This is a genomic window from Mycolicibacterium sp. XJ870 (assembly GCF_053483975.1).
Map to the genome: position 1 here is coordinate 1653014 of NZ_JBEFTI010000001.1, position 24816 is coordinate 1677829.

Below are 24816 nucleotides of genomic sequence, written 5' to 3' on the forward strand. Positions count from 1 at the left end.
GGTGCTCAGTCCTGATTGTTGGGGCCGATGGTCGGGGTGGGGTAGTGCGCGTAGGTGGTCTGGTTGCCGCCCGCCGCCCTGGACTGGTTCATCGCGCGGACGGCCAGGTCGATAAGGGCGTCGATCACCTGCTCGACGGGCAATTCGATCAGCGGGCGCAGCGGACTGCAGGCGGTGCCGATGCTTGCCGTCAGCCGCATGGGGGTGGTGCTGATCGCGATCCTGATCCGGTCCACCAGGGGCGAGGGGTCGTTGGTCTTGAATACGTCGGCGATCAGGAATTCACTGTCGGAGACGTGTGCCAGCGGCACCCGGTGACGCACTGTTTCGCGCATCGCCTGCCCGACCGCGACCCGCGCATGGAAGGTGCTGTGGGTGCCGTCCATATCGCTCAGCAGGGGCATGTCGTCGATGCCGACGGCCACGATGACGAGGTACTGGTCATCGTGGCGGCTGTGCGAGCCCACCATCGTGGCGGCATGGATGTCGAAGGCTTCACGGTTGAGCAGCCCGGTCAGCGGATCGATCTCGTTCGGGTGCTGGACGTTGTCATGTTCGAGTAGCTCTACGGCCAGCCGGCACATCGCCGAGGTGGACACGATGACGAGCATTGCCATCGCGGCACCACACACAGCCAGCGCGATATCGGTGGCGGCGACCCGTGCGGCGAGTGCTGTGACGACGATCCCGGCGGCCAGCCACGACAACGCCAGCACTCGCCGGCTGTGCAGAAACGCCGCGTAATTGGTGACGAGGCTGAGCACGGCAGCGCTCAGCAAACCCACCACGGGGTTGGCCATCATGGCGCAGACCGCTGCGATGGCGACTGTGCCGATCGACACGACCAGCCAGGACTGGGTTCTGCTGGGCCATTGTCGACGCCACCACCACCAGGCCATGATCAGGCCGCAGGCGCTCACCGCGACCGCGGCATACCGCAACGTGCCTGCTGGGCCAGCGGGAGTGAAGATCAGGAGGAGCGGTACCCCGCTCACACAGGTGATCGTGAGAGCGACGAGTCGGCGCATCCTGGTGCGCTGCCCCTGCATCGCCAGCAGGGCCGTGCGCCCGTAGTAGTGATCAAATGGACTCAAATCCGCACCCCGGAATAATCGACGCCGCCCAACACCCTACGTAATCACGCCACGATCGGGCTATTGCAGGTTTTGCGTCGGTCAACTGATTCCGTAGGCACGGGCCGCACCGGCGGACGCCTGATCTTCCTCACGTGGCTTTGGCGGCGTTCAGTCCTTCACTGCCGATACAAAACGTTCGATGTCGATGGCCGCAAGGTCGCGACCGGCCGGCTTGAAATAGCAGGTGCGGTATTCCTCGTGACCGACCTGCTCGCGTTCGGTCCAGCCGTACCGTTGGAGGAAATCGCCGACCGTGTTCGGAGCCAGGCCGAACTGCCAGACCCTGTCGTTGACGACCCACTGCTTGTACGCCTTATCCCAGCCATCCAGCTTCTGACCGTCGAGGAAATCGCGCCGGATGTAGGTGAAGATCAGCCGGCTGGACGCCGGCGCAGTGGCCAGTGTGGTGAAGAGTCGGTCAATGGCGTCCTCGGTGAGGTATTGAGTGACCGCTTCGATGATGTACATTGTGGCGCGATCCGGCTGCAGTCCATGTGCCGCAAGGGAATCCGCGAGATCGTCGGTCTCGAAATCGACGGGGACCAGCTTGACGTGCTCGGGCACCCTGGTGAACAGCCGCTCCACAACCTGTCTTTTCCTGGCAATGTTGTCGGGTAGATCGACTTCGTACGCATCGGCGCCGGTCGGGGCGATGAGCCGGAATGCGCGGGTGTCGAATCCCGCGCCAAGGATCACGAACTGAGAGATGCCTGCGGCGAGCGCGTCCATGACCTGATCGTCCGCGTAGCGTTTGCGTGCCACCATGCCGCCCCAGAGTCCGGGCATCTGTTTGTTCAGTGACTTTTCGAGCAGGTTGCGCAACGGCTTTCGCCCGAGTGCGGGCACCGTCAGCCGCAAGGCGGGCGACAGCATCCGGGTGGCGAACTCATCCGAAATGATCCGTTGTCGTTGCGGGTAGTACATCTCCAACGCGGGAAACAACATCGGCCCATCGGCCGACCGTGCCTTGAATGGGCGTCGACGCATTCCGCTGGCCTCCAATCGATTTACGTGCGCGCATGGGGTAGAGGCGGCGCGCCCGCCAATGCCTGTTCCAGCCAGGTGAAGACTTCGATCGCGTCGCGCAACCGTTGCCCACGAGCAGTAGGCCCGGCCAGTTCCTCACCGCCCTGCAGGAGGCTCCGCAGCTGCGTCATCGACTCGATCTGCCGCTGGATCATCCGATCGAATGCCTGCGGGGCCGCCCGGTAGTAAACCGCGCGATCACCCGGTCTGGTGCGCTCCTCGAGAAACCCGGTCCCACTGAGGAGCCGGAGGTTGTTGGTCAGTGACGCCCGGCTGGCACCGATCGCTCGGGTGATCGCACCTGCGGTTTGCTCTGGCGGGTCGCAGATCATCAGCCAGGCGAAAATTCTGCCGGCGATCATCGGCATCCGATCCTGATCCCAGACATATTTGGCGACCTGTTCGACCCAGTCGAGCACGTCATCGTCGTCTGCCACGATCAATCATCCTAGTTCAGTTGTTGCAGTTATTACACTATCAACTGAAATCAATGCTCTGTTCAGATCGAGCACGCCAGGGCGGCGTCAAGGGTTATCGCGGACCTCGTTACACGTCGAAGCGAACCGGCTATGGCAGTGCCGAGAACTTCTCCACGAGATTGGTGGGGCCGGACACGATCAGCAGGTCTCCGCGCTCGACCATCGTCTCCGGACGTGCGTATGTGAAGTCGGTGCCGGGGCGTTTGATCCCGACGACGGTGATGCCGTATTTCGACCGTAACCCCGAGTCGGCGAGCGTCGCGCCCACGGCCTCCCGAGGTGTGCTGGTCTTGGCGATTGCAAATCCGTCGTCGAACTCAATGAAGTCGATCATTCGCCCGGTGACCAGATGAGCGACGCGTTCGCCCATCGCAGCCTCCGGGTACACGACATGATGCGCGCCAGTGCGCTCCAGGATCTGGCCATGCTTGGCCGTGATCGCCTTCGCCCAGATTTCGTCGACACCGAGTTCGTGAAGCGCGAGCACGGTGAGCACGCTGGCCTCGATATCGGTGCCGATGGCGACCACGCCACGCCTGAGGTCTTGGACGCCGAGCTGACGGAGCGCGTCGCTATCGGTCGAGTCCGCTTGCACGACGTGGGTGAGTTTGTCCGACCAGCGCTGCACCAAGTCGGCGTTCTCGTCGATCGCGAGCACTTCGTGTCCCAGACGGATGAGCGACTGCGCCACCGCACCGCCGAACCTGCCGAGGCCGATGACGACGATGGCGCCTTTGGACGTGGTGTTCCTAGCCAACGATCGGACGCTCCTCGGGGAAACGGTACAGCCTTTGCCTGCTGCGAAGTGCGAGCGCGGTGGCGACGGTGATACTACCCACCCGGCCGACGAACATCAGCACGATGAGGACACCCTGAGCCGGTGCCGGCAGGTCGGGTGTGATGCCGGTGGATAGTCCGACGGTGGCGAAGGCGGAGGCGGCCTCGAACAATACAACAGACAGTTCGAAGTCGGTGAGCGTCAGCAGGGCCATCGTGCCCAGTGCTACGAACGCGAGGCCCAGTAGGGCGACAGTCAGTGCCTGTCGTTGCGCGGCAACGGGAATACGTCGGCCGAAGGCGTTGGTGTCGGGGTCGCCGCGGATTTCAGCCCAGATCACGAACGCGAGTAGGAAGAAGGTCGTGACCTTGATGCCGCCCGCGGTGCCGGCGCTGCCGCCACCGATGAACATCAGCCCGTCGTGGACGACGAGCGTCTCGGTGGTGAATGCACCCACGTCGAGCGTGTTGAACCCGGCCGTCCGCGCGCTGACGGAGTGAAACGCGGACGCCAGCATTTTGTCACCGGTGCCGAGAGAGCCGAGCGTGCCCGGGTTGGTCCACTCCGACCACAGGATCGCGCCGAAGCCACCGACCAGCAGTAGGCCCGTCGCGGCCAGGGTGATCTTGGTGTGCACCGACCAGCGCGATGGCCGCCGTAAGTCGCGCCGCAGCTCGTAGAGCACGGGAAAGCCCAGCCCGCCCAGCACGATCGCCGCCATGATCGGTATCACGACCAGGGGATCAGCCACGAACCCCATCAAGCTGTCGGAGTACGTCGAGAAGCCTGCATTGTTGAAAGCCGATACTGCCTGAAACATGCCGTGCCACAAGGCCTCACCCCAGGTCTCGTGGTAGGCGGACCGGAGCCGCACAGTGAGGATCGCCATGACTGCCAACTCGACTGTCACGGTCGCCAGCAGTACGAGTCGGAGCACACTGGTCACGTTGCCGAGACCGAGGGTCTTGGTTTCCAGTTGCGCGACAAGTCGATCGCGGAGGCGGATCCGCTGAGTCACCAACAACCCGAGGAGAGTGGCACCGGTCATGATGCCGAAGCCTCCGATCTGGAACAGTCCCAGAATCACCGCCTGGCCAAACCCGGACCAGTACACCGGCGTGTCTTCGACGATCAGCCCGGTCACGCAGACAGCAGAGGTCGACGTGAACAGCGCGGTCATCGGTGGCGCCGATCCCTCGCCGGCCCGCGAAACCGGCAGCATCAGCAAAACCGTGCCTGCCGCAATCGCGACCAGGAACGCCAGTGGCACAAGTCGCGTCGGGTGCCGGAGAGAATCGCGCACGAGTGAGCATCCTCCCACTATCGGCAACCGGGGGAGGCACCTTGCGGACTGTTGCGCAAACGCGCGACATCGAAGGAAACTAACGCCGTGGCAGCCGAATCAGCCGTGGAACCCGGCGGCGGTAGTCGTCGTATTCAGCACCAAAGCGCCACTGCAGGCCCCGTTCTTCCAACGGCGATGCGATCGCCCAGATGCCGACGAATGCGGCCAAGCCTACAGAGACCGGGATACTGCCACAGCACGGCCCACCCCGCCCAGATCGTTGCCTGGCCAATGAACATCGGATTCCGCGACACCGCGTACGGGCCGTCCTGCAGCAGGTAGTCCGGCGTGATCTTGGCCTGGAGCCGCCAGCCATTCGGGATAGCGCGATAGTGACACGCAACGGTCGACGCGACCAACGCGCCGCCGGCTGTGATCGGTACCGCGCCAAGGAGATTGGCCGGGCCGGGCCGTCCGTTCTTCCAGCCGCGTCGCTTGCCCACCCGGGACAGCGCGACGGGCGCGCTGACGAAGAGCGGACCAAGTACCGCGTGCCAGACGACGATTGCCACCCTCCTGGGAACAGTGACGGTCATGAAGAATCGGGCCAGCCGAGAAGCCGCGCCCCGAACACGGCGACCTGCAGCGTGAAATTCTGTCGCGGCTCGTAAACCGAGTAACCCGTAAGTTGCTTGACCCGCTGCAGGCGGTAGGTGACCGTCCGGACACCCACGTGCAGGCGCTGGGCCGCAAAGGTCGCGGTGCCGCCCGCCATGAAGTACGCGGACAAGGTGTCCAGCAGCACAGCGGGACCGGTTCGCGCCGCCTGCAGCGGCTCGAGCACCGCCTCGACGAGATCCGCCAGCGCCGCGCTGTCGCGAATCAGCACCTGGTAGACGAGAAGATCGGAAGCGGAGTACACGGGACCGGGTAATTGCAGCCGATCACCGATGTCCAGAGCCTGCCGGGCCTGCTCGAACGATCGAACGGCGCCGCCGGGTCCACGCTGAGGGCGTCCGATACCCGCTCGCCAAGAGCTGCGCGGGCCCAATGCCTCGACGACCCGGTCAACGAACCTCTTCGGCACGTCCTGCGCGTCCGGGGCGACACAGACCAACAAGTCGTCCTTGGTCGTCACGAGGATGTCTCTGCTTGTCAGGCCGAAGTGCATCGCGGACTCGACCTGACGGGTGACCGGATCGCCGTCGACGAATGGGGGTGTGCCGGCCACCGCCACTACCACGTGGCTGTGCGCCAACCGCAGCCCATATCGTTCGGCTCGTTCCGCGAGGGTCTCGAGATTGCGGCCCTCGAGCAAGTCGTCGACGAATGCTCGCCGAAACGACTCCTCCTGGCGGACAGACCAGCGCTGCGCCTCCTCGTATCCGGTTGTCACCGCCATGACCGCGACTTCGGCTGCGCGGTAGACCGCCTCCCCGATGTCGCGAAGGGTATCGGTCCCTACGGCTGCCCGTACTCCGGGCAGCGACGGCCAAGCAACCCAGGTGGCACTCAGGTACAGCTCGATGAGCCCGCGCATAGGTACGCCCTGCTCGGCTGCTCGGGCACCCACGTCGCGTCGTTCCTGCAGGTCCTCTTGGCAAAGCCGGCCTCCCGCGCTGACCTTCGCAAGCACGGGCAGATATCCGTCCAGCAGCTCCGGTGGAGCGCTGTGAGCATGTTTGCCAGTGCGTGCGGTCAGCGCCGCGAGGTTTGGAAGCTCTGGGCCGGCTGAATTCATGTGCCTCCTTCGCGCCATTGACCCCCTTCTCCCTTTCCTGAGCTTCAGCCAGCTTGCGCGCTGCGCCACCACTGGCGGGGCAATAACTGGAAAATTCACATGGCAAACTGCCGACGATCGGCAATGAATCCCGACTTTCGCGGGCTGTGCCGAGCATTGGGCCCCGTCCTCCGATATCAGAGAATCGCGATCACAAGGTGAAAGAACTGGTGATCGTTTCGGCGACGGGAGAAGCTCGTGCACGCTGCAGACGTCACGGAATCGTTGCCCACAGTGCTGCCGAGCGACGACATCCTGGCCGCGATTCAGGTGGTCACGCAGCACCATCTGCCTGGTCTCGTGGTCGCCGATGAGCTGGGAGAAGTGGTCGGATGCATGTCGTCCGTCGACTTGCTCCGGCTGACGTTGCCGCGCTACGTGCAGGAAGGACCCGGCCTTGCCCGGGTTCTCGACGAGCGGCACGCTGACCGCATAGCCGCCGCGCTGACAGGCATCCGGGTGGGCGACGTCATAGGCGCGGGAAGCGCCCGCATTCCGATCGTCCGGCCGCAGGCGACGGTCATCGAACTCGCCGAACTGATGGCTGAGCGGGGTTGCCCGCTCGCCGTAGTGGCACGGGAGCGAGGCGGCACACTCGGCGTCGTCAGCGCAAACCATCTGCTTGAGCTGCTTATGGAGGCCATCGAGGGGACGACATGACCCGGGGAGACCAAGAGCGTTCGCGAGTGGAAGCACAGCGCCAACCCATCGGACGGATGATGCTGATGGTTCCACTGCTTGCCGCGTTCTGGCTCGTTCTCTCCGGCCATTTCGATCCGCTGATGCTGGCGCTCGGCGCCGTGTCGATAACCGTGGTGTGCGCGATGGCCTGGCGAGCGGAGCTGTCCCTGCACCGCGATCTGACGGTTCCGTTCATGCTGCGTCTACCGCGGTTCTTCGGGTGGCTGGGCGTACAGGTTCTCATCTCGTCGGTCGCCGTGGTGCGCAAGGTGTGGTCGCCTTGGCGCCCGCTATGCCCAGTGGTGGCAGCGACACCGGCGCAGGACCTACCGGAACTCACCCAGGTCGCGTACGCGAACGCGATCACTCTGACCCCCGGCACTTTGTCCCTGGATATCAGCGACAAGCTGATCCGGGTCCACAGCCTGGACCGGGCCGACATCGACGAGCTCCGGAACGGCGCGATGCTCGGCCGGGTGCCGCGACCGGGAGCGCGGCGATGATCGCCGCGGTAATGGCGGTGCTGCTGGCCACCATGGTTCTGGCACTGACCCGCGCGTTCGCGGGTCCCGGCCTGTACAACCGGATCTTGGCCATCAACACGTTCGGCACCAAGACCGTGCTTTTCGTGGCGGTGTCCGGCTTCCTCTTCGGCCGTCCGGAGTTCCTCGACATCGGAATCCTCTATGCGCTGGTCAATTTCGTGGCCGTCATCGCGGTACTCCGGTTGAGCCACTACCAGGACCTGGTGAGCGGCGGGCCAGAAGGTCCGAAAGGTGAGTCGACATGAACCCCATGGCGGTGGTCGGGTACGCGCTGATGGGTACCGGAGCCCTGTTCGTCTTCTCCGGCGGTATGGGTCTGCTGATCTTCCCGGACTTCTATACCCGCATCCACGCCGTCAGCGTCACCGACTCCGCCGGCGCCGGCCTCATCCTGGTCGGCCTGCTGCTGCTGCCGAGCGGTTGGGCGACAGAAGTCCGGCTGCTGATCATCCTGCTCTTCCTCATGCTCACCAGTCCGACCGCGACGCACGTCCTGGCGCACGCCGCACGCCGCGACGGAATCCAGATGTGGCGGGAGGGGGACCGACGCCGGTGACGACACCGCTATGACCGCCTTCACCCTGATCAACGTCACACTGCTCGCGATCCTCGCCGCGACGGCGCTGGCCATCGCGCGGGTACGCGCCCTTTACGAAGCCACCATGCTGGCCGCTCTGTTCAGCCTGGTCACCGCAACCCTTTTCGTGCTGCTGGACGCCCCAGACGTGGCATTCACCGAGGCGGCGGTCGGTGTCGGCATCAGCACCGTGCTGCTCCTCGGCGTACTCGCGCTGACCCGCTCACGGGAGGCCGTCACGCCGCCCCAACGGCGCCTGCCCGGGCTCGTCGCCGTAATCCTGGTCGGCGTCACGCTCGGCTACGCGGGCCAGGATCTGCCGTCCTTCGGCGCCGCCGGAAACCCCGTCCACGCTCACCCCGTGACAGACATCTACTTGTACCAATCCCAGGAGGATGTCGGGATACCCAACACGGTGACCTCGGTGCTGGCGAGTTACCGTGCGCTCGACACGCTGGGCGAGCTGGTCGTTGTCTTCACTGCGGGCGTCGCCGTCCTGTCGTTGCTCGGCCCGCTCGCGCGGCCGGAGGAGGCCCGGCCGGGAGCGGACTTCCACCTCGCCGACTACCGCGTCATTCGGGTGATCACCGCCCTGTTGCTTCCGTTCATCCTGCTGTTCGCGCTCTACGTGCTTTTCCACGGTGAGTATGGACCGGGCGGCGGCTTCCAGGCCGGCGTGATCTTCGCGTCGGGCGCTGTCCTATACAGCCTGGTGTTCGGGGTGGACCGGGCGCAGTATGTGGTGCCACGCCGGGCGTTGTGGTCTCTGGTGTCTCTCGGTCTGCTGGGGTATGTCGGGCTCGGCTTCGCGACGATGATGCTCGGCGGCTCATTTCTCGACTACGACGTGCTCGGCCCAGGCTCCGCCGAGTCCGGGCAACACCTCGGAATCGTGTTTGTGGAGGCAGCTGTCGGCGCCACCGTTTCCGCGGTGATGGCCGGAGTCTTCTTCGGCTTCGCGAGCTGGGGAGTCGCGAGCCGGGGCACGGCGTTGAGCGCGGAGTTGCCGCCGTGATCGCGACCCACTACATCTACTGGCTGCTGTTCGCCATCATGCTGACCGGCCTTTACGTAGTCATCAGCCACAGCAATCTGCTGAAGAAGCTCATCGGTCTCACCGTGTTCCAGGTCGGGATCCTGTTGTTCTTCATCAGCCTCGGAAAAGTCACCGGTGGAACCGCTCCAATCGTGTCGACCAGTTTCGAGACCTACTCCCATCCGTTGCCGCAAGTGCTGATGCTCACGGCGATCGTGGTCGGCGTCGCCACCCTCGGCGTAGGCCTCGCCCTGGCCGTTCGAATCTTCGAGGCGTACGGCACCGTGGAGGAGGACGAAATCCTCGAGCGTGACACTGCGGACGCGAGGAGCAAAACGGGTTCTGCGGGCGCGGACGACGACGTCACAGGTTGACTGATGACCGCCCAGCTACCGGCGCTGCAAGTGGCAATCCCGCTGATCTGCGCGCCGCTGTGCATGCTGTTGCGGTCCCGCGTCGTGGCGTGGCTGCTATTTCTCGTTGCCGCCGGCGGTTCGTTGATCTGTGCCGCCCTGCTCGCGCAGCGGGTGGCGCGTGACGGGACGTTCAGTTACGCGATGGGGGACTGGCCGGCGCCCGCGGGCATCGAGTTCGTGGTGAGTGGCTTCAACACTCCCATTCTGCTGTTGGTGTCGCTGATCGCCACCGTCACCGCGGTCTACGGCCGCTGCAGCGTCGGCGCCGAGATAGACGACAGGCGCACCGTGCTGCTCTACGCCTGCTTGTGCCTCACGCTGGCCGGGCTCCTGGGGTTGACCATCACCGCGGACGCCTTCAACGCGTTCGTGTTCCTTGAGATCAGCTCGCTGGCCACCTACACCATGATCGCCATGGGCCGCCGCCGGCACGCGCTGCTCGCCAGCTTCCACTACTTGGTGATCGGCACTGTCGGAGCGTTGTTCGTGTTGCTCGGGATCGGGTTCGCCTATGCGCTCACCGGCACGCTCAACATGCCTGATCTGGCCGAGCGGCTGGCGGACCACCACGGCAACCGCGCGCTGTACGCCGCCGTGGTGTTCGTCTTCGTCGGGCTCGCGATCAAGATGGCGCTCTTCCCGCTGCATGCCTGGCTGCCGGGGGCCTACGGGGAGGCGCCGTCGGCGGTGAGCATGTTCGTCGCCGCCACCGGAACCAAGGTCGCGATCTATGTGCTCTGTCGATTCGCCTTCACGGTGTTCGGGGCGGCGCTGGTATTCGGCGCGATGCCGATCGAGGAACTCGGCCTGGTGCTGGCCAGTCTGGCGATGCTCGTCGGATCTGCCGCAGCGTGCGTCCAAAGCGATTTCCGGTACCTGTTGGCCTGGTCGAGCGTCGCACAGATCGGTTACATCATCGCCGGCATCAGCCTTGCCACCGCGGCCGGCGTCTCGGCTGCGTACCTGCACGCGATCAACCATGCAATCACCAAGGCGGCACTGTTCGCTGGGGCCGGACTGCTGCTGATACGCCTCGGCTCGGTCCGGCTCTCCGCTCTGGCCGGTCTCGGCCGGCACATGCCCTGGACGTTCGCGGCGATCGTGGTGGCCGGGCTGGGGCTCGTTGGGGTGCCTCCGGCTGCAGGATTCGTCAGCAAGTGGGCCCTGGCGACGGCGCTGATCGAGCGCGGCGCGTGGCCCGTGCTGGTGGCGATGTTGGTCAGTTCACTGCTTGCGCTGATCTACATCGGCCGCGTCGTCGAGGTGGCCTGGTTCCGGGAACCACCTCCGGACGCCGAGCCCGCGCGCCCGCCGCCGTCCATGGCGGCGGCGACCTGGCTGCTCGTGATCCTGTCGGTGTACTTCGGCATCGACGCCACGCTGCCGGCCGGCCTCGCCGACGGCGCGGCGGCGGCGCTGCTGGGAGGTGGGTGACGTGCTCACCGACTGGACCACACCCGAGCCGGCCGTCGCGCTGCCGGTCGCGGTGACCCTTCCACTGCTGGCCTGCGGCACGGTGCTGCTCCTACGCAACCGGCCGATGGCACGGGACACGGCGTCAGTGATCTGGGGCGTGGCGCTGGCGGCCGTGGTGCTGTCCCTGTGGCCGGTGGCCAACGACGGTCTGCGCGTTGAACTGTGGACGTGGCTCCCCGGGTTCACTCTCGAGCTCACGCTCGAGCCGCTGGGCCTCATGTACGCCACGATCGCCGCGGTGCTCTGGCCGGTGACCACCGTCTTCGCGGCCGGCTACCTGCGCGCAAACCACGACAACGCCCAAGCGCGCTTTCACGTGTTCTTCGCGTTCACGATCGGCACCGCCATGTGGATTGCGTTGTCGGGCAACCTGATCACGCTGTTCATCGGGTACGAGGTGATGACACTGGCGACCTGGCCGCTGGTGGCGCACGAAGGTGGCGCGAACGCGCGCCGCGGCGCCCGGACCTACATTGTCGTGCTGCTGGCCACCTCCATCGGGCTGCTGTTGCCTGCGATCGTGTGGACATGGGTGCTGGCCGGCAGTACCGAGTTCACCCCCGGCGGGCTGCTCGCCGGCGCCGCCGGACCGGGGGTGCTGACCGCGCTGTTCGCGCTCTACCTGTTCGGTATCGGCAAGGCGGCATTGATGCCGGTGCACCGCTGGCTGCCGGCCGCCATGGTGGCGCCCACCCCGGTGTCGGCGCTGCTGCATGCGGTCGCCGTGGTCAAGGCCGGCGTGTTCGCGGTTCTCAAGATCGCCGTGTACGTCTTCGGTCTGGACACGCTGCGGGACACCGGCGCTGCGGCCCCGATGATGTGGGTGGCCGCGTTCACGCTGCTGGCGGCGGCGGTCATCGCGATCCGGTCGGACAACCTCAAGCGGCGGCTGGCCTACTCCACCGTCAGCCAGCTCGGGTACATCGTCCTGGCGGCCACCTTGGCCGACCGGGTCGCCGCGACGGGCGGTGCGCTGCACATGGTCACCCATGCGGCGGGCAAGATCACGCTGTTTCTGTGCGCGGGCGCCATCGCCGTCACCGCAGGCAAGACCCGGGTAAGCGAGCTCGACGGGCTCGGCCGCGCGATGCCGTGGACGTTCGCCGCGTTCTTGGTCGCCACGATCTCGATCATCGGCCTGCCGCCGCTCGGCGGCACCTGGAGCAAGTGGCTGTTGCTGCTCGGCACAGCCGACGCGGACCACGCAGTCATGTTCGTGGTCCTCGTGGTGGGCTCGCTGCTCGCAGTGGCCTACCTGATGCCGATCCCGGTGCGGGGGTTCCTGCGCCCATCCGCCGGACGACTGCTGCACGGTGAGGCCGCGCTCACCCTCACCGCCCCACTGATCTTGACCGCGTTCGGTTGTGTCGCACTGTTTTTCGGTGCCAACGCCGTGATCGCACCGCTGGCCGCGACCCTGGGACCGCCATGATCGATGACGAACGCCGCTGGCTGGACGAGCCGCGCACCGTGACCCGCATCGTGTACGGACTGACCGCGCTGTGTACGGCCGCGCTGATTGCCGACCTCTTCTACATCAAGCACCCGTACTTCGACATCGAGCGATGGCCAGGGTTCTACGCGGTGTACGGCTTCGTGGTAAGCCTGACGCTGGTTCTCACCGCCAAGCAACTACGGAAGGTGTTGCAGCGCAACGAGAATTACTACGAGTCACCCGAAGTTCCACCCGACCAGCCACCGCAGCGGGACGACGATGATCGCTAGTCCCGCTCTTCTGCTGATGCTCGGCGCGGTCGGCGTGCCGCTGCTGCGCGGCCGGGCGCGACAGGTGCTGATGGTGCTGTTACCGGTCGTCGCTCTGGCAGCCTTGTGGTCGCTGCCCGAGGGCGTCGGGGCCACCGTCGACATGTTCGGTCTTGAGCTGATCCTGTTACGGGTCGACGCGTTGTCCCGGGTGTTCGCAACCGGCTTCCTGATCGCCGCGTCTCTCACCGCGGTCTACGCGCTGCATCTGCGTGACTCCCTGCAGCAGACAGTGATTCTCGTCTACGCCGCGTCGGCGGTCGGCGGCTGCCTCGCCGGTGACCTGCTGACACTGTTCGTGTTCTGGGAGCTGGCCGGGCTCTCGTCGGCGTTCCTGATCTGGGCGGGCCGCACGGAGCGTAGCTACCGCGCCGGGATGCGCTACCTGATCGCGCAGGTGGTCTCCGGGCTGTTGATGCTGACCGGCATTGCGCTGCGGATCCACTTCGGCGCCGGCCTGGAGTTCGGTTATCTCGGGCTGGATGGTCCCGGCAGCGCGCTGATCTTGGCAGGCATCGGCGTCAAGTGCGCCTTCCCGGTGCTGCACGCGTGGCTGATCGACACATATCCGGAGTCGACAGTCGTCGGTGCGGTGGCATTGTCGGCGTTCACCACCAAGTTCGCGGTGTACACGTTGGCGCGCGGCTTCCCCGGCACGGAGCTGCTGATCTGGGTCGGCGTGGCCATGACGGTGTTCCCGATCTTCTATGCAGTCATCGAAAACGACCTGCGCCGGGTCCTCGCCTACAGCATGATCAACCAGCTCGGCTTCATGGTCGTCGGCATCGGCATCGGTGGCTCGCTCGGAATCAATGGTGCGAGTGCGCACGCCGTGGCCGACATCGTGTTCAAGGGCCTGCTGTTCATGGCGATCGGCGCGGTGTTACTGCGCACCGGCACCGCCAAAGGCTCAGAACTCGGCGGGCTGTACAAATCGATGCCGCAGACCACGGTGCTGTGCATCGTCGGCGCGGCGTCCATCTCCGCTTTCCCCCTGTTCTCTGGCTTTGCCACCAAATCCATGATCATGGAGGCGGCCGCGCAAGAGCACCGGACAGTGGTTTGGCTGCTGTTGTTATTCGCCTCAGCCGGCGTGTTCCACCATGCCGGGATCAAGATCCCCTACTTTGCGTTCTTCGCCCACGACCGAGGTCATCGGGTGGCAGAGGCGCCGCTGAACATGAGGGTCGCGATGGCGATCGCCGCGCTGATCTGTATCGGGATCGGGGTGGCGCCGGGCGTGTTGTACGGAATTCTGCCGTACGCGGTCGACTTCGTGCCCTACACGACGCCGCACGTGATCAACCAGTTGCAGCTCCTCCTGCTTGCCTCGATGGCGTTTACCGTTCTCATCCGCACCGGCCTATACCCGCCGGAGGTCCGATCAGTAAATCTCGACGCCGACGTCGTCTACCGTCGCCTTTTGCCGTCGACCTGGAATGCTTTGTCCCAGAGCGTGTTTCAGATGCGTGACAGGGTGGAACCACCGCTGCGTCGCGGCGCCGAGCGTGCATGGGCCGCTGGGCGAGCGTCCCTGCAGCCCGACGGGTGGCTGGCCACGCCGTGGTCCACCACCCGCATGGTTTGGTCGGCCACCACTGTGCTCGGCACCGTGCTCCTGCTGGCTCTGCTGTAATGCGGCCAGGTCGCGCTACCCGCCGGGATTCTCGTTCGCGTCAACAGCACGCTCCAGGCGCTCCAGTACGTCGCGTAGCTCTGTCAGAAGGCCCCGGAGTTCGTCCGGTGCCGGTACTGAATCGCCGGGCGGCGGCGCCGGGGGTACAGCAGCAGGCGGCGGCTGCTGTGCTGGTGCTCCGGTAGGTGTCGGTGGTGCGGACGCGGCGTCACCGCCAGGGGCCGTGGCGGCCCGCCCGGTGCCGGGGCCGAACACTTGGTCCAGCGCCTCGGCCAGGGTCGGCGCATAGCCGACCCGCACGCCGCCGCCGGCGCGGGGCTCTCGGACGCTCACCAGGACGCGGGACAACTGAGGGAACGTCGAGCTGTTCGGCGCCGTCGAAATCCGTTCGGTGTACAGCGGTTCCACGTAAAGCACGCCGCCGTCGGCTATCGGCAGCGTCAGGAGATTGCCGTAGTGGATCCGGTTGGACCGCTCCAGCAGCGTCCGCTCGGAGGCCACCCGGGTATCGGAGATCATCGAGTTCTGTATCTGCTGTGGCCCCTGGGTCAGGGTGTCGGTGGGCAGCTGCAACACCGTGAGTTTGCCGTAGTTCTCCGGATCCGACTGCGCCGAGATGTAGGCCGAGAGGAACTCCCGGTTGTAGCCGACCATCGCGGTGGCCAGCCGGAACGACGGCTTCGCGGTCTGCTGGTCGCCGACCAGGACGTAGAACGGCGGCTGAGTGGGGTTGGCGTCGTTGGTGGGATCGCTTGGCACGGACCAGAATGCGTTGGTGGTGAAGAACTCACGTGGTTCGTCGACGTGGTACTTCGCGAGCAGCTCGCGCTGCACCTCGAACAAGTCCTCGGGGTAGCGGAAATGGGCGCGTAGTTCGTCGGAAATCTCGGCTTCGGGTTGTACGGTGCCGGGGAACGCCCGCATCCACGCACGCAGCACCGGATCCTGCGGATCGAACTCATATAGCGTCACGGTGCCGTCGTAGGCGTCCACGGTGGCCTTGACGGAGTTGCGTACGTACGACACCTCTTTGCCGGGGCGCACGATGCCGGTGGCGGTGGTCACCAACCCTTCGAGCGAACTGCGCTGCGCGTAGGGATATGTGTCCAGCGTGGTGTATGCATCGACAATCCACACGATCCGCCCGTCCACCACGGCCGGGTAGGCGTTGTTGTCCGTCGTCAGCCACGGTGCGACCCGTTGCACGCGTTCGCGGGGATCGCGGTAGAGGAGCACTTTTGACTCCGAGCCGATTGCCCGGGAGAACAGGATCTTGTGTTGACCGAATATGGCGGCAAAGACCGTGCGGTTGAACCAATTTCCGATGGGCACACCGCCGGCGCCGGTGTAGGTGTACTTGTCTGTGTCGGTGTCGTACTCGCGGGGCCCGTTCGGGCCGCCGACGATGGCGTAGTCGGGATCGAATTGCGCGATCACCTCACCGAAATAGATGCGGGGTTGGTCGACCGGGATCAGTTGGCCCGACCCCTGCGTCGCGATGTCGCTGACGGTGTAGATCGGATAACCGCTGTTGCTCTCGGATGCCGCTGCGGCGTCGCGCACCGCTGCGTTCACCCGGTTCGCCGGAGCTGCCACGAAACCGTTGCCGTGGGTGTAGACGGTGTGCCGGTTGATCCAGTCCGTCTGATTTCCGGTGAGGCTGGTGGGGGACAGCTCCCGGACACCGACGACGTAGTCCCGCAACTCGCCGTCGATGCGGTACCGGTCGAGGTCCAAGTGGTCGGGGAAGCTGTAGAAATTCTTGAGCTGTTGTTGTTGGGTGAAGGTTCGCGAGAGCACATTCGGGTCGAGCAGCCGGGCGTTGGCGATGGTGGTCGCGTCCGCCGGAATGTCGCGGGGAGGTTTGGTGCCGATGCCCGGATACTCCCGGTATTCGACCCATTCGCCGCCGATCCGATACGCCTGACGGGTCGCGTCGATATTGCGTTGGATGTACGGGCGCTCGACGTCGGCAGCGTTCGGGCGCACCGAGAACTGCTCCATCAGCAGCGGCCATACGCCACCGACGAGAACCGCGGACAGCACGAGCAGCGCCGTCGCCATTGCCGGAATCCGCATGTCGTGCATGAAGATTGCCGCGAAGAACATTGCGGCACACAACACCGCGATCGCGAGCAACACGAGCTTGGCCGGCAACCCAGCATGGATATCGGTGTAGCCGGCACCGGTGAATGTCGGCTCCTTACGACTACCCGACAACAGCTGGTAGCGGTCGAACCAGTAGGCCAGTGCCTTGAGTAGCACCAGCGTGCCTGCCAGTGTCGCGAGTTGCACGCGGGCTGCCTGGGTGAGCATGCCCTTGCCGGTCATCAGCCTCAGGCCGCCGACCAGATAGTGCGTCACCAGATTCGCCACCAAGGCCAGGCACACGGCAACCAACAGCCAGGTGAGCACCGATCGGTAGAGAGGAAGCTCGAAGACGAAGAAGCCGATGTCGAGACCGAACTCCGGGTCGGTGATGCCGAACGAACCGCTGTGCAGGAAGAGTTGAACCGTCTCCCATTTCGACTGCGCGATCAAGCCACAGATGAGGCCGATACCGATTGGCACGCCCCAGCCCACCAGCCGCGGACGCCGCATCAGCTGGGTGCGGAACGACGAGATCGGATCATTCGGCGCTGCATGAACAAACGGGGGCCGCGCACGGTACGCCAACGTCAAGCCGAGCCCAACGATCCCGCCTACCACCAGAGTCACCGCGGCGAAAACTGAGAGTCGGGTGAGCACGACGGTGACCCATACCTCTCGGAAGCCGACCTCACCGAACCACAGCCAATCGACGTACGTGCTCAGAAGGGGCGGAACGACGAACAGCGATATCACTATGCACACGGCGATGCCGAGGAGTATGCGGGCGCGTCGCGATACCGTCGGGACCTTGTCGGGCGAACGTGTGCCCATAACATGCTCCGAAGCTCGGCAGCGCGGTTGCTCTGAGCGAGCAGCGGCGGGCCGACTCGTTGTCCGGTGTCACGGATTCTACGCTCCCGGACCCCGGGACACTCAGGCCAAGACGAAGTAGCGCAGCCACAAGTAGACCGCCGACAACGCGATCGACACCACGGTGACGAAGATGCCTTTGCGGGTGAACTCCCAGAACGAGATGGGATTGTCTGCCCGACGCGCGATTCCCAGCATCACGACGTTGGCGCTGGCGCCGATGGCGGTCATGTTGCCGCCGAAGTCCGCGCCCAGCGCGAGCGCCCACCACAGGACGTTCGGGTCGGTCGGACCGGTCAGGCCCGACGCCAGCTCCGCGACGATCGGCGTCATCGTCGCTGTGAAGGGAATGTTGTCGATGATTCCCGAGACCGGCGCGGAAATACCCAGTATCAGCATGACCGTCAGTAACGCGTCCCCGTCGGTGATCTCGGTTGCCGTCCTGGCCAGCTCTTCGACCACCCCGGTCTTGACCAGTGCGCCGACCATCACGAACAGGCCTGCGAAGAACAGCAGCGTCTCCCATTCGACGCTGCCGAGGTAATCGCGCTGCTCCAGCCGGGAGATCAGGATCAGGACACCGGCGCCGACCAGCGCGACGACGGAAGGCTCGATGTGGAGGAACGAGTGGCCGATGAATGCCGCGAAGACGCCGAGCAGGACGGCTCCGCACTTGATCAGCAACCTCGGATCGCGAATGGCCTCGCGTTCGTTCAGTGACATCACGTCCGCGACCCGTGAGGGGTCGACGGTGAACGATCCGCGAAAAAGAAGCGGCAGCATCGCGATGAACACCACCATGACGACTGCCACGATCGGCAGCATGTGGATGAGAAAGTCGTTGAAGCTCAACCCGCCACGGCTCGCGATGATGATGTTGGGCGGGTCGCCGACCAGCGTCGACGCCCCACCGATGTTGGACGCGAATACCTCCGCCATCAGGAACGGGATCGGGTTGATGGCAAGCCGTTCACACACCAGCAGCGTCACCGGTGCGATCAGCAGCACCGTGGTGACGTTGTCCAACATCGCGGACGCGACAGCCGTCACGATAACCAGCAGGATCATGATCTTCAGCGGAGAACCGTTGGCGCGCTTGGCAGCCCAGATCGCGATGTATTCGAATACGCCGGTCTGCCGCAGCACCCCGACGATGATCATCATCCCGAACAGCAGAAAGATGACGTTCCAGTCGATCCCGGTTTCGTGGGAGAAGAACGCGTCGTCGGCGTCGACGATGCCGAGCACAAGGATGATCGCGCCTCCGCAGAGCGCGACGAGTGTCTTGTTGATGCGGTCGCTGGCGATGAGAGCGTATGCCACCACGAATATGGTGACCGCGACGATTGCCATGGACCGATTAGTGTTTCAGCGCCGTTTCGAGCAGCCGTGAAGCGGTGATCACGCCGTGCAGTTTGCCTTCCTTCATCACGGCGATCAGCGGACTTCGGTACCGAGCCATGAGTGCGGACACCTCGACGATGGTGTCGTCTGCATTGGCGGCCGGCACGTCGGTCAGGTGTTCGGGCAGGACATCACGCACGGTCTTGCCGCCAAGTTTGTCGGCGACCCGGTCGGCCATCGACTCGTCGAGTACCCCGGCCAGCGACGGGTCGTCCTGGACGTACTGCGGGACGATGAATCTGACCACTTGTGAGGCGGGCAAGATCGCGTACGGTCGGCCGGAGTTGTCGGTGACGACGATGCCGGGCAACCGGTGCTGGGCGAGGGTGCGTGCGGCGTCCAGGGCATCGGAATCAACGGTGATCACCGGAAACTCCTCTGCCATCTCCTCGGCATGCATACCGCTACCCTACGACTCGCGCCGCGTCCGGATCGGGTTGTTCCCGCAGCAGCCGCTGAATAGGTCCGAGCACGGCCTCGACACTGATTGCCCGCATCGCGACCTCGCGGACCAGGGCGAGCATCCGACTGCGGTGAAACATCATCTTGGCCAGACTGCGTGAATTGTCTTGCGCGGCCTCGACGCGCGGGCGCTGCACGGTTTCGTAGGCACGCAGGAGATCGCCGAGCCGCGTGCGATCCGCGCGGCGCAACATGCGGGCGAGCACCCACGCCGATTCCATCGCCATTCCCGCACCAATCCCGGCGGTGGGAAGGAAACCGGCAGCCGCGTCGCCGAGCAGAATTGTCCGCCTGGTGGCCCAGACCGGCGAGCGGCAGTCGGTCAAGGACCAGAAGAAAGGGTCGGGGTCGTCGGCAACCGCTCGCAGCGCGTTGTCCATCCGGGGGTCAATCGTCTTGAGCGCCCGGCGGATCCGTCGCACAAACGTCGCCGGTCCGACCGTCATGTCCTCCCGCGGGCCGCCGACGAACACGCCGATCCGGCCGAGAACCGGGTATGTCCCGATGAAAAAGCCGGCACCCCAAAGCTCTTCGCCCAGGTGGGTATCGGAATCCTCTGGCGCCCATGCCACCCAACCGGCCCACTTTGAGTCGAATTCGCCGACCTGGCGCCCGTCCAGCACCAGATCGCGGGTGGTCGAACCGATTCCGTCGGCAATGATGACCAGGTCGAACTCCAACTCCTTCGCCACGCCGCCCGTTGTCACCGTCACGCAAGTCGCGTCGGAACCCTCGGTGAGGGCGGTGACCGTGGAGTCGAAGGTGATGGCGCAGGCGTCGCCGCTCAAGACGTCGATCAGGTCGCCGCGCGAGATGCCACGGTAGTCGCCGTAGCGCCCCAGGATGGTTTCCATCGAATCCACGCGCAGCATGCGGCCGGTGTGGGAACGCAGGCCGTACCGATCCAACGGAATGCTGGCGCAGCGGTAGCTTTCCCGCACCCCGAGATCGTCCAGGGCGACGTCCGCCATCGGCATCAACGCGAGCATGTACCCCGGGTGCGCGCCATCGACGGAGCGCTCGATGAGCACGGGATGGCGTCCGTGGATGCGCAGCAACTGCGCGGCGGTCAATCCAGCTATGCCTGCGCCGACCACGAGGATTCTCATATCGTCGGAAGCGGCCTGATCATATTGATCTTCGACGCTGGTCGGGCTGAACACTGGCGCTCCTTTCGACGCTTCTGCGCCGACGCTACCATTGGCTGGACCGGGTGGTCCACACTGTTATTATCGACGCATGCACATTGGGCGGCTCACGCGCATGCCTGCCGAGCGTCGGCAGCGATTGGTGCACGTAGCGGCGGCGGAGTTCGCATCGTCGGGATACCGGGACGCCTCGCTGAACAGGATTATCTCGCTTTGCGGCATGAGTAAGAGTTCGTTCTACTACGTGATCGATTCAAAGAGCGATCTGTTTGATTTTGTGGTGAGGGAGTTGCTCTCCGAAATCGGGCCCGATATCGGTGCAGACGGAGTAATTCCGGATCCGGAACAATTCGAGGGAGAGCATTTTTGGGCGCGGACCGCAGAGTTTTTCACGCACCTGGTCTCCATAGCGGAGAAACACCAGTCGTTCGCGATGCTGGGCCGCATGTTCTACAGCGATGCGCCCAACGATGCCAAGGATGCAATCAGTGGTGCGCTGAACGCGGTGCGGGACTGGGTTGAGCGCCTGCTGCGCGTCGGTCGGAGCTGCGGTGCGGTACGTGACGACCTGCCGGAAGCGTTGCAGTACCGGCTTGTTGTAGGCGTCCTACAGATCTTCGACGAGTGGACGGTGCAGCACTACGGCGACTTCACCCCGGCCGAATTGAACACCCTCGCCGACAGGCAATTCGCCACGTTGAAGCGGCTGGTGGCGGGTCCCGGCCCGACGGTGCACACAAGCATCGGCTAACTTGGACTGCGGTGTGCCGGGAAGTCTGGTCGGCGAAGTCAATCGCCGACCCCGGGAGTTTTTGAATGGTAGATCGTCGTGGTCCAATGGGCCGCCGGCTCCTCATCCGTACCTCATGGCCCGAGTGGCAACGGGTTTCGCAATTGCTGCGGATGGAGACCGTGGGTGGATCCCTGTTGCTGGCGGCCGCCGGCCTGGCGCTGGTGTGGGCAAATTCACCGTGGTCGCAGTCCTATCATCGGCTGTCTGGGTTCGTCGTCGGGCCGGAATCGCTGCACCTGAATCTCAGCCTTTCGGCATGGGCTGCCGATGGCCTGCTGGCCATCTTCTTCTTCGTCGTCGGGCTCGAACTCAAACGCGAGTTCGTCGCCGGCGATCTGCGGGATCCCGCCCGAGCGGCACTGCCCATCGCCGCCGCGATCGGTGGGATGGTTGTGCCCGCCGGAATCTTCATCGGGATCAACCTGCTCAGCGGCCACCCGGAGAACCTGGACGGCTGGGCTGTGCCGATCGCGACGGACATTGCGTTCGCGCTTGCGGTGTTGGCTGTCGTGTCAACGCATCTCCCATCGCCGCTGCGCATTTTCCTGCTCACGCTGGCGGTGGTCGATGACCTGCTTGCGATCACGATCATCGCCGCTTTCTACACCGACCACCTGGCCCCGGGGCCGTTGGCGGCGGCGTTGATCCCGATCGCCCTGTTCGCCGTGGCCGTGCAGCGCGGTCTGCGGCAGTGGTGGATCCTCCTGCCGCTTGCAGTGGCGGCATGGGCGCTGGTGCACGCCAGCGGCGTGCACGCGACCGTCGCCGGTGTGGTGCTCGGCTTCGTGGTGCCGGTGTTAGGGCCGCATGCGGCCGGCGAGCGGCTCGAGCACCGCTGGCAGCCGATATCGGCCGGCGTGGCGGTGCCGATGTTCGCGTTCTTCGCGGCCGGGGTGACGGTTGGGGGATGGTCCGGATTCGCTGAGGCCTTGTCGCATCCTCTGACCATCGGCGTGATCGTCGGCCTGGTGGTGGGCAAACCCATCGGCGTGTTCGCGACCACGTACCTGCTGGCCAGGTTTACCCACGCCACTCTCGACGAAGACCTGGCCTGGCGCGATGTGTTCGGCGTCGCCTTGCTGGCGGGGATCGGTTTCACCGTGTCGCTGTTGATCGGGGAACTCGCGTTCGAACAGAGCCCGGTTGCCGACGCCGATGTCAAGATTGCGGTGCTCATCGGCTCTGTTGTTGCCGCGGTGCTTGCTGCCGCGGTGCTGGTGTCCCGCAACGCGGTCTACCGTCGAATCCACCTCCTGGAGACCGTCGACACCGACCACGACGGTGTGCCGGATATCTATGAACCTCGGCAGGACTGAGCCCGCGGTCCGTGCGTACACTGACGGAATGCTTGAACAGGTCCGCGGTCCCGCAGATCTGCAGCACCTGTCGCAATCACAGCTAAGTGCATTGGCGCAGGAGATCCGTCAGTTCTTGATCCACAAGGTCGCTGCAACCGGTGGGCATCTCGGCCCGAATCTCGGGGTCGTCGAACTGACGCTTGCGCTGCATCGGGTGTTCGACTCGCCGCACGATCCGATCATCTTCGACACCGGGCATCAGTCCTACGTCCACAAGATGCTCACCGGCCGCAGCCAGGATTTCGACACCTTGCGGATGAAGGACGGGCTGTCCGGGTATCCCTCGCGCGCCGAGAGCGAGCACGACTGGGTCGAGTCCAGCCACGCCAGCTCGGCGTTGTCGTATGCCGACGGTCTGGCAAAGGCCTTCGAGCTCACCGGCCACCGCAACCGGCACGTGGTTGCCGTCGTGGGCGACGGCGCCCTGACCGGCGGCATGTGCTGGGAGGCTCTGAACAACATCGCCGCGGCGGGCCGCCCGGTGGTCGTCGTCGTCAACGACAACGGACGCAGTTACGCGCCGACGATCGGCGGGTTCGCCGACCATCTGGCCGGCCTGCGGCTGCAGCCCGCCTACGAGCGGCTGCTGGAGGAGGGCCGGAAGGCCGTCCGCGGCGTGCCCGTCATCGGCGAGTTCTGCTACCAGTGCATGCACAGCATCAAGGCCGGGATCAAGGACGCGGTTTCCCCGCAAGTGATGTTCACCGATCTCGGTCTGAAGTACGTCGGCCCGATCGACGGCCACGACGAGCACGCGGTGGAGAACGCGCTGCGCCACGCCCGTGGTTTCAACGCCCCCGTCATCGTGCATGTGGTGACCCGCAAGGGCATGGGCTATCCGCCGGCCGAGAACGACGAGGCCGACCAGATGCACTCGTGCGGCGTGATCGACCCGGAGACCGGGCTGGCCACGAAGGCCGCCGGGCCCGGTTGGACCTCGGTGTTCTCCGACGAGCTGATCAAGATTGCCGCCAAGCGTCGCGACGTCGTGGCGATCACCGCGGCCATGCCCGGTCCGACCGGGCTGAGCGCGTTCCGCGACCGGTTCCCCGATCGCTTCTTCGACGTGGGCATCGCCGAGCAGCATGCGATGACCTCAGCGGCCGGTCTGGCGATGGGCGGGCTGCATCCGGTGGTCGCGATCTATTCGACGTTCCTGAACCGGGCCTTCGACCAGCTGATGATGGATGTCGCCCTGCACAAGCTGCCGGTGACCATGGTGCTGGACCGGGCCGGTGTCACCGGTCCCGACGGCGCCAGCCACAACGGGATGTGGGATCTGTCGATGCTCGGCATTGTCCCCGGCATCCGGGTGGCGGCTCCGCGCGACGGATCGCGGCTGCGCGAGGAGCTCGGCGAGGCACTGGCCGTCAACGACGGTCCGACCGCCATCCGGTTCCCCAAAGGTGATGTAGGCGAGGACATTCCGGCCGTCGAACGTCGCGGTGGGGTCGACGTGCTCGCCGTGCCGGCGTCGGGGCTGAGCGACGATGTGCTGCTGGTCGCGGTGGGATCGTTCGCGGCGATGGCACTTGCCGTGGCCGAACGGCTGCGCAACCAGGGCATCGGTGTGACAGTGGTCGATCCGCGCTGGGTGCTTCCGGTTCCGGAGATGCTCGGCGAACTGGCCACGGCCCACAAGCTGGTGGTCACCGTTGAGGACAACGGGGTACACGGCGGCATCGGATCGTCGGTGTCGGCTGCGTTGCGCCATGCCGAGATCGACGTGCCGTGCCGCGACATCGGCGTGCCGCAGGAGTTCCAGGACCATGCGTCGCGCAGCGAGGTGCTCGGCGAGATCGGGCTCACCGACCGGAATATCGCGCGGCAGATCACCGGCTGGGTGGCCGCGATCGGTGCGCCGGTCGCTGAATCGCAGATCAGCCAGTAACTGCTGCACACACCCTCCTCGGGCGCCGAGTGTGCGGTTTGATCCGCGCGCATCGGCGAGCCGCGTACGAAACCGCACATCGACACAAAATTTTCATCCTCCACCACGGCAGTGATCTGTCTCACAATCAGGGCGTGCGTTGTCACAAACGAGGCGGCGCCGGGGTCTCAAGGGCACCACACGC

At 65.2% G+C, this 24816-nt stretch carries 24 protein-coding genes; 13 read left to right on the top strand and 11 right to left on the bottom strand.

Going from position 1 to position 24816, the window contains the following annotated elements:
• Positions 1-5: 5 nt before the first annotated feature.
• The 7 genes from ABQF30_RS08275 to ABQF30_RS08305 all read right to left on the bottom strand — a co-directional run bounded on the left by ABQF30_RS08275 (position 6) and on the right by ABQF30_RS08305 (position 6445).
• The gene (locus ABQF30_RS08275) at positions 6-1094 is read right to left on the bottom strand and encodes a GGDEF domain-containing protein (RefSeq protein ID WP_448462298.1); all 1089 of its coding nucleotides are present in this window, start codon (positions 1092-1094) and stop codon (positions 6-8) included.
• 150 nt (positions 1095-1244) lie between these two features.
• Positions 1245-2123 (bottom strand): class I SAM-dependent methyltransferase, encoded by an 879-nt coding sequence (locus tag ABQF30_RS08280; protein ID WP_448462299.1) that lies wholly within the window; start codon positions 2121-2123, stop codon positions 1245-1247.
• 20 nt (positions 2124-2143) lie between these two features.
• Positions 2144-2599 (bottom strand): GbsR/MarR family transcriptional regulator, encoded by a 456-nt coding sequence (locus tag ABQF30_RS08285; protein ID WP_448462300.1) that lies wholly within the window; start codon positions 2597-2599, stop codon positions 2144-2146.
• 130 nt (positions 2600-2729) lie between these two features.
• Positions 2730-3398, bottom strand: coding sequence for a potassium channel family protein (locus ABQF30_RS08290; protein ID WP_448462301.1), 669 nt, complete (start codon positions 3396-3398; stop codon positions 2730-2732).
• Complete coding sequence (locus ABQF30_RS08295; RefSeq protein WP_448462302.1) at positions 3391-4722, bottom strand: TrkH family potassium uptake protein; 1332 nt, start codon at positions 4720-4722, stop codon at positions 3391-3393. Before ABQF30_RS08295 ends, ABQF30_RS08290 begins: the two co-directional genes overlap by 8 nt.
• A 134-nt stretch (positions 4723-4856) precedes the next feature.
• Positions 4857-5276, bottom strand: a complete 420-nt coding sequence (locus ABQF30_RS08300) for a hypothetical protein (RefSeq protein WP_448462303.1) — start codon at positions 5274-5276, stop codon at positions 4857-4859.
• A 20-nt stretch (positions 5277-5296) separates the two neighbouring features.
• Positions 5297-6445, bottom strand: a complete 1149-nt coding sequence (locus ABQF30_RS08305; protein ID WP_448462304.1) for a PucR family transcriptional regulator — start codon at positions 6443-6445, stop codon at positions 5297-5299.
• 237 nt (positions 6446-6682) lie between these two features.
• On the opposite strand from ABQF30_RS08305, the gene ABQF30_RS08310 reads away from it, so the two are divergent.
• From ABQF30_RS08310 to ABQF30_RS08355, 10 genes are read left to right on the top strand one after another with little or no spacing between them, the layout of a single operon-like run.
• On the top strand, positions 6683-7144 hold the full coding sequence (locus tag ABQF30_RS08310; RefSeq protein ID WP_448462305.1) for a CBS domain-containing protein: 462 nt from the start codon (positions 6683-6685) through the stop codon (positions 7142-7144).
• Positions 7141-7668 (top strand): Na+/H+ antiporter subunit E, encoded by a 528-nt coding sequence (locus ABQF30_RS08315; protein WP_448462306.1) that lies wholly within the window; start codon positions 7141-7143, stop codon positions 7666-7668. Before ABQF30_RS08310 ends, ABQF30_RS08315 begins: the two co-directional genes overlap by 4 nt.
• Complete coding sequence (locus ABQF30_RS08320) at positions 7665-7955, top strand: MrpF/PhaF family protein (protein ID WP_448462307.1); 291 nt, start codon at positions 7665-7667, stop codon at positions 7953-7955. The genes ABQF30_RS08315 and ABQF30_RS08320 overlap by 4 nt, the downstream gene beginning before the upstream one ends.
• The gene (gene mnhG, locus ABQF30_RS08325; protein ID WP_448462308.1) at positions 7952-8266 is read left to right on the top strand and encodes a monovalent cation/H(+) antiporter subunit G; all 315 of its coding nucleotides are present in this window, start codon (positions 7952-7954) and stop codon (positions 8264-8266) included. The genes ABQF30_RS08320 and mnhG overlap by 4 nt, the downstream gene beginning before the upstream one ends.
• A gap of 10 nt (positions 8267-8276) precedes the next feature.
• Positions 8277-9302, top strand: coding sequence for a DUF4040 domain-containing protein (locus tag ABQF30_RS08330; protein WP_448462309.1), 1026 nt, complete (start codon positions 8277-8279; stop codon positions 9300-9302).
• Positions 9299-9697 (top strand): cation:proton antiporter subunit C, encoded by a 399-nt coding sequence (locus tag ABQF30_RS08335; RefSeq protein ID WP_448462310.1) that lies wholly within the window; start codon positions 9299-9301, stop codon positions 9695-9697. The genes ABQF30_RS08330 and ABQF30_RS08335 overlap by 4 nt, the downstream gene beginning before the upstream one ends.
• Positions 9698-9700: 3 nt before the next feature.
• Positions 9701-11173 carry a monovalent cation/H+ antiporter subunit D family protein gene (locus tag ABQF30_RS08340; protein WP_448462311.1) on the top strand — a complete coding sequence of 491 codons (1473 nt, stop codon included), beginning with the start codon at positions 9701-9703 and terminating at the stop codon, positions 11171-11173.
• Between the two features lies 1 nt (position 11174).
• Positions 11175-12647 carry a complex I subunit 5 family protein gene (locus ABQF30_RS08345; protein ID WP_448462312.1) on the top strand — a complete coding sequence of 491 codons (1473 nt, stop codon included), beginning with the start codon at positions 11175-11177 and terminating at the stop codon, positions 12645-12647.
• Positions 12644-12940, top strand: a complete 297-nt coding sequence (locus tag ABQF30_RS08350) for a hypothetical protein (RefSeq protein ID WP_448462313.1) — start codon at positions 12644-12646, stop codon at positions 12938-12940. Before ABQF30_RS08345 ends, ABQF30_RS08350 begins: the two co-directional genes overlap by 4 nt.
• Entirely contained in the window at positions 12930-14615 is a 1686-nt protein-coding gene (locus ABQF30_RS08355) for a Na(+)/H(+) antiporter subunit D (RefSeq protein WP_448462314.1), read from the top strand. The genes ABQF30_RS08350 and ABQF30_RS08355 overlap by 11 nt, the downstream gene beginning before the upstream one ends.
• Before the next feature lie 15 nt (positions 14616-14630).
• On the opposite strand, the gene ABQF30_RS08360 is transcribed toward ABQF30_RS08355, so the two are convergent.
• From ABQF30_RS08360 to ABQF30_RS08375, 4 genes are all read right to left on the bottom strand, one after another.
• On the bottom strand, positions 14631-17537 hold the full coding sequence (locus ABQF30_RS08360) for a UPF0182 family protein (RefSeq protein WP_448462315.1): 2907 nt from the start codon (positions 17535-17537) through the stop codon (positions 14631-14633).
• Positions 17538-17639: 102 nt separating this feature from the next.
• The gene (locus ABQF30_RS08365; RefSeq protein WP_448462316.1) at positions 17640-18929 is read right to left on the bottom strand and encodes an ArsB/NhaD family transporter; all 1290 of its coding nucleotides are present in this window, start codon (positions 18927-18929) and stop codon (positions 17640-17642) included.
• Positions 18930-18936: 7 nt separating this feature from the next.
• A complete protein-coding gene (locus ABQF30_RS08370) occupies positions 18937-19380 on the bottom strand; it encodes a CBS domain-containing protein (RefSeq protein WP_448462317.1) in 444 nt (147 codons plus the stop codon).
• A gap of 4 nt (positions 19381-19384) precedes the next feature.
• On the bottom strand, positions 19385-20605 hold the full coding sequence (locus tag ABQF30_RS08375; RefSeq protein WP_448462318.1) for an FAD-dependent oxidoreductase: 1221 nt from the start codon (positions 20603-20605) through the stop codon (positions 19385-19387).
• A gap of 76 nt (positions 20606-20681) precedes the next feature.
• Here ABQF30_RS08375 and ABQF30_RS08380 point away from each other — a divergent pair, with 76 nt between their 5' ends.
• The 3 genes from ABQF30_RS08380 to dxs all read left to right on the top strand — a co-directional run bounded on the left by ABQF30_RS08380 (position 20682) and on the right by dxs (position 24632).
• Positions 20682-21341: a TetR/AcrR family transcriptional regulator gene (locus ABQF30_RS08380; RefSeq protein WP_448462319.1), complete on the top strand. Its 660-nt coding sequence runs from the start codon at positions 20682-20684 to the stop codon at positions 21339-21341.
• Positions 21342-21427: 86 nt separating this feature from the next.
• A complete protein-coding gene (gene nhaA, locus ABQF30_RS08385) occupies positions 21428-22699 on the top strand; it encodes a Na+/H+ antiporter NhaA (RefSeq protein ID WP_448462320.1) in 1272 nt (423 codons plus the stop codon).
• Positions 22700-22727: 28 nt separating this feature from the next.
• Positions 22728-24632 carry a 1-deoxy-D-xylulose-5-phosphate synthase gene (dxs, locus tag ABQF30_RS08390; protein WP_448462321.1) on the top strand — a complete coding sequence of 635 codons (1905 nt, stop codon included), beginning with the start codon at positions 22728-22730 and terminating at the stop codon, positions 24630-24632.
• Positions 24633-24816 lie beyond the last annotated feature (184 nt).